Below are 3,776 nucleotides of genomic sequence, written 5' to 3' on the forward strand. Positions count from 1 at the left end.
GGACAGCGGTACGCACAGGGCCAGCGCCGTGAGGGCGGCGGCGGTCACGGCGGCGGCCGGTACCCCGCCCGTGGCCAGCGGTTTGTCACGGCGGCCCGCGGCCCGGTCCCGCCGCAGGTCGAGGCGGTCGTTGGACCAGCCCACCGAGAGCTGCCCGGCCGCGACGGCGCCCGCCGTCAGGGCCGTACCGGCGGCCCCGCGCCCGGCGGCGGCCGCGAGGACGGCGGCGAAGACGGTGACGGCGGCGGCCGGCAGGGGATGGCAGGACCGCAGCAGGCCGCCCACCGGGACCGCCGGCAGGGGGAAGGCGCGAGAGCGGACGGGCACGGCGCCACGCTACGCCGTGACGGCATTGCGAAATGCCCGCCTTCGCGCGCTTCTGACCGATTGCCCTCGTTCTTCCCTATGTTGGGCCAATGACCCGTGTCCTGTCGGTGAGCAGCGTGTTCCCGCCCCACCGGTATCCGCAGGCCCGGATCACGGAGGCGCTGGTGCGGTGCCTGCCACCCGGCGCGGACGCGGCCCTGCTGCGCCGGGTGCACGCCTCGGCGCGGGTCGGGTCCCGCCACCTCGCGCAACCGCTGGAACGTTACGGCCCGGGCGGCGACTTCGGCACCTCCAACGCCCTGTTCCTCCGGACGGCCCTGGAGCTCGGCGCCGAAGCGGTCGGCCGGGCCCTCGACGGGGCCGGCCTGACGGCGGCGGAGATCGGGCTGGTGGTGTCGACGACCGTCACCGGGCTCGCCACCCCGTCCCTGGAGGCCCGCCTCGCCTCCCGCACCGGAATGCGGCCCGGCGTACGGCGCGTCCCGCTGTTCGGGCTGGGCTGCGCGGCGGGCGCCGCGGGGCTCGGGATGCTCCACGAGCAGCTGGCCGGCCGCCCCGGGCAGGCCGCGCTGCTGCTGTCCACGGAGCTGTGCTCGCTGACCCTCCAGCCCTCCGACACCTCGATGGCCAACCTCGTGGCGGGCGCCCTCTTCGGCGACGGGTGCGGGGCCCTGGTCGCCGTGGGGGCGGAACACCCCCTCCACGACGCCGGCGCCGATGCCGGCGCCGGCGCCGGTGCCGGTGCCGGCGGGCCGTGGGTGCTGGACGCCCGCGGGCGCCTCTACCCGGGTACCGAGCACCTCCTCGGCTGGGACATCGGCCACTGGGGCCTGCGCATGGTGCTGGGCCGGGAGCTGCCCGAGCTGGTCGGGCTGCACGTGGTGGAGGAGGTCGAGTCCTTCCTGGCCGGGCACGACCTCAAGCCCGCCGACGTCGACGTCTGGATCTGCCACCCGGGCGGTCCCCGGATCCTCGACGTCCTGGCGGGCTCGCTGGGGCTGCCCGGGGCCGCCCTCGCGGCGAGCCGGCGTTCGCTGGCGACCGTGGGCAACCTCTCCTCGGCGTCCGTCCTGCACATCCTCGGCGCCGTCCAGGCCGCCGGGCCGCCCGCGCCCGGATCGACGGGGCTGATGCTCGCCTTCGGTCCGGGTTTCGCCTCCGAACTCGTCCTGCTGCGCTGGTGAGGTGCCCATGCCGCTGTTGCCGTCCCTCCATGCCCTGACCCCCTCGACCCCGCTGGCCTGGTACCTCCTCCTCCTCGCGGTGGTCGCCGCGGAGCGGCTGGCCGAGCTGGCCACGGCCCGGCGCAACGCCGCCTGGAGCCTGGCGCGCGGCGGCCGGGAGTACGGCCGCGGCCACTACCCGGCCATGGTCGCCCTGCACGTCGCCCTGCTCGCGGGCTGCGCCGCGGAGGCCGTGCACCGCCCCTTCCTGCCGGCGCTCGGCTGGCCGGCGCTCGCGGTGGTGGCGGCGGCGCAGGGGCTGCGCTGGTGGTGCGTGCTGTCCCTGGGCCCGCGCTGGAACACCCGGGTCATCGTGGTGCCCGGGCTGCCCCTGGTGGCGGCGGGGCCGTACCGGCTGCTGCGGCACCCGAACTACGCGGCGGTCGTACTGGAGGGGCTGGCGTTGCCGCTGGTGCACACGGCGTGGGTGACCGCGCTCGGATTCACCCTGCTCAACGCCCTGCTGCTGCGGGTGCGGATCCGCTGCGAGAACGCCGCGCTCACCTACGCCCGGACGGCCGATCCGCTGCTGGGCCTGGTGCGGTGATCGACCTGCTGGTCGCGGGCGGCGGCCCGGCCGGGCTGGCGACCGCGATCCACGGGGCGCTGGCCGGACTGGAGGTGGTGGTCCTGGAACCGCGGCCCACGCCGATCGACAAGGCCTGCGGGGAGGGGCTGATGCCGGGCGCGGTGCGGCGGTTCGAGGAACTGGGCGTGGCGGTGACGGGCCGTCCGTTCCACGGGATCGGCTACGTGGACGGGGTGACGGGGCTGCGCGCGGAGGCGCGCTTCCGCCGCGGCCCCGGGCGCGGGTGGAGCCGTACGGAACTCCAGGCCGCGCTCGCCGACCGCGCGGCGGGGCTCGGCGTACGGGTCCTCGCGCGCCGGGCCGGGGAGGTCCGCCAGGACGGACGGCGGGTGTGGGCGGCGGGGCTGACGGCCCGCTACCTGGTGGCGGCGGACGGACTGCACTCGCCGGTGCGGCGCGGGCTGGGCCTGGCGGTACCGGCCGCGCCGGGCCGGGCCGCCGCCCGGTACGGGCTGCGCCGCCACTACGCGGTGGAGCCGTGGAGCGACCTGGTCGAGGTGCACTGGGCGCGGGGCGCCGAGGCGTACGTGACCCCGCTGGGGGCGGACCGGATCGGAGTGGCGGTGCTGACCTCGGAGCAGGCCCCGTTCGACGTGCAGCTGGCCCGCTTCCCCCTGCTGACGGCCCGGCTGCCGCCACCGCCCGGCCCGGGCACGGGGGTGCGCGGGGCCGGACCGCTGCGGCAGGGGGCGCGGACCCGGGTGGCGGGGCGGGTGCTGTTCGTGGGGGACGCGGCGGGGTACGTGGACGCGCTGACCGGGGAGGGGCTGACCCTGGCGGTGTCGGCGGCGGGGGAACTCGTCCGCTGCGTGCGGGCGGGCCGGCCGCAGGAGTACGAGCGGGCCTGGCGCGACCTGTCGCGCGCCTACCGGACCCTGACCTCCACCCTGCTGTGGGCCCGCCGCCGGGCCCCGCTGGCGGGACGCGTCGTCCCGCTGGCGGCCCGGATGCCGCGGGTGTTCGCGGGGGCGGTGAACCTGCTGGCGCGGTAGGCGGGGGGCGGGGTCCGGTCAGGTCAGGTCCGGGGACGTGGGACCGTGGGGGCGTGACGGAGAAGACGAGCGGGTTGGTGGAGGCGCTGGCGGGGGCCTCGTCCCCTTCCTGGGCCCGGCGGGTCCGTGCCGGGCGTGACCTGGTCCCCTTCGCCGGTGATCCCGAGGCCGCGGAAGCGCTGCTGGGGCTGCTGCTGGACGCCGACGACACGGCCGTGGTCCGCCGGACGGCGGAGGCGTTGGCGCGGGTGGGGACGGTGACCGCCGTGCGGCTGGTCGCCCGCGCCGCCGCCGGGGCCGACGAGAACCAGGCCGACTGGCTGCAGACCGGGGTGCGGGACGCGCTCGCGGGAGGCGGCGGTGTGCCGGACGTCGCGGCGGCCTGCGGAAGGCTCGCCCGGGACCCCGACGAAGCCGTCCGCCGGGGCGCCGCGGAGGTCCTGGAGTGGGCGGGCGGTACGAGGGGCTGATCCGAGCCGGCGTGTGCGGACCGACGACGCACGGACCGACGACGCACGGACCGACGACGCACGGACCGACGACGTGCGGGCCGACGACGTGCGGGCCGACGACGTGCGGGCCGACGACGTGCGGGCCGACGACGTGCGGGCCGACGACGTGCGGGCCGACGACGTGCGGGCCGAC

At 77.9% G+C, this 3,776-nt stretch carries 4 protein-coding genes and 1 pseudogene; 4 read left to right on the forward strand and 1 reads right to left on the reverse strand.

Features of this window, described 5'->3' with window-relative positions:
• Nucleotides 1-327 (reverse strand): annotated as a pseudogene (locus ACFVXK_RS37500) (hypothetical protein); the annotation flags it as partial.
• 89 nt (nt 328-416) lie between these two features.
• Here ACFVXK_RS37500 and ACFVXK_RS37505 point away from each other — a divergent pair.
• Genes ACFVXK_RS37505 through ACFVXK_RS37520 form a run of 4 tightly spaced genes read left to right on the forward strand, consistent with a single transcriptional unit; the run spans nt 417 to nt 3,601 of the window.
• Nucleotides 417-1,511 (forward strand): type III polyketide synthase, encoded by a 1,095-nt coding sequence (locus tag ACFVXK_RS37505; protein ID WP_389621531.1) that lies wholly within the window; start codon nt 417-419, stop codon nt 1,509-1,511.
• A 52-nt stretch (nt 1,512-1,563) separates the two neighbouring features.
• Nucleotides 1,564-2,097, forward strand: a complete 534-nt coding sequence (locus ACFVXK_RS37510; RefSeq protein ID WP_389621540.1) for an isoprenylcysteine carboxyl methyltransferase family protein — start codon at nt 1,564-1,566, stop codon at nt 2,095-2,097.
• Nucleotides 2,094-3,131 (forward strand): NAD(P)/FAD-dependent oxidoreductase, encoded by a 1,038-nt coding sequence (locus ACFVXK_RS37515; RefSeq protein ID WP_389621534.1) that lies wholly within the window; start codon nt 2,094-2,096, stop codon nt 3,129-3,131. The genes ACFVXK_RS37510 and ACFVXK_RS37515 overlap by 4 nt, the downstream gene beginning before the upstream one ends.
• 53 nt (nt 3,132-3,184) lie before the next feature.
• Entirely contained in the window at nt 3,185-3,601 is a 417-nt protein-coding gene (locus tag ACFVXK_RS37520) for a hypothetical protein (protein WP_389621537.1), read from the forward strand.
• The last annotated feature ends 175 nt before the right edge of the window (nt 3,602-3,776 follow it).

The sequence above is a fragment of the Streptomyces sp. NPDC058157 genome, assembly GCF_042884105.1.
Classification (GTDB): Bacteria; Actinomycetota; Actinomycetes; order Streptomycetales; family Streptomycetaceae; genus Streptomyces.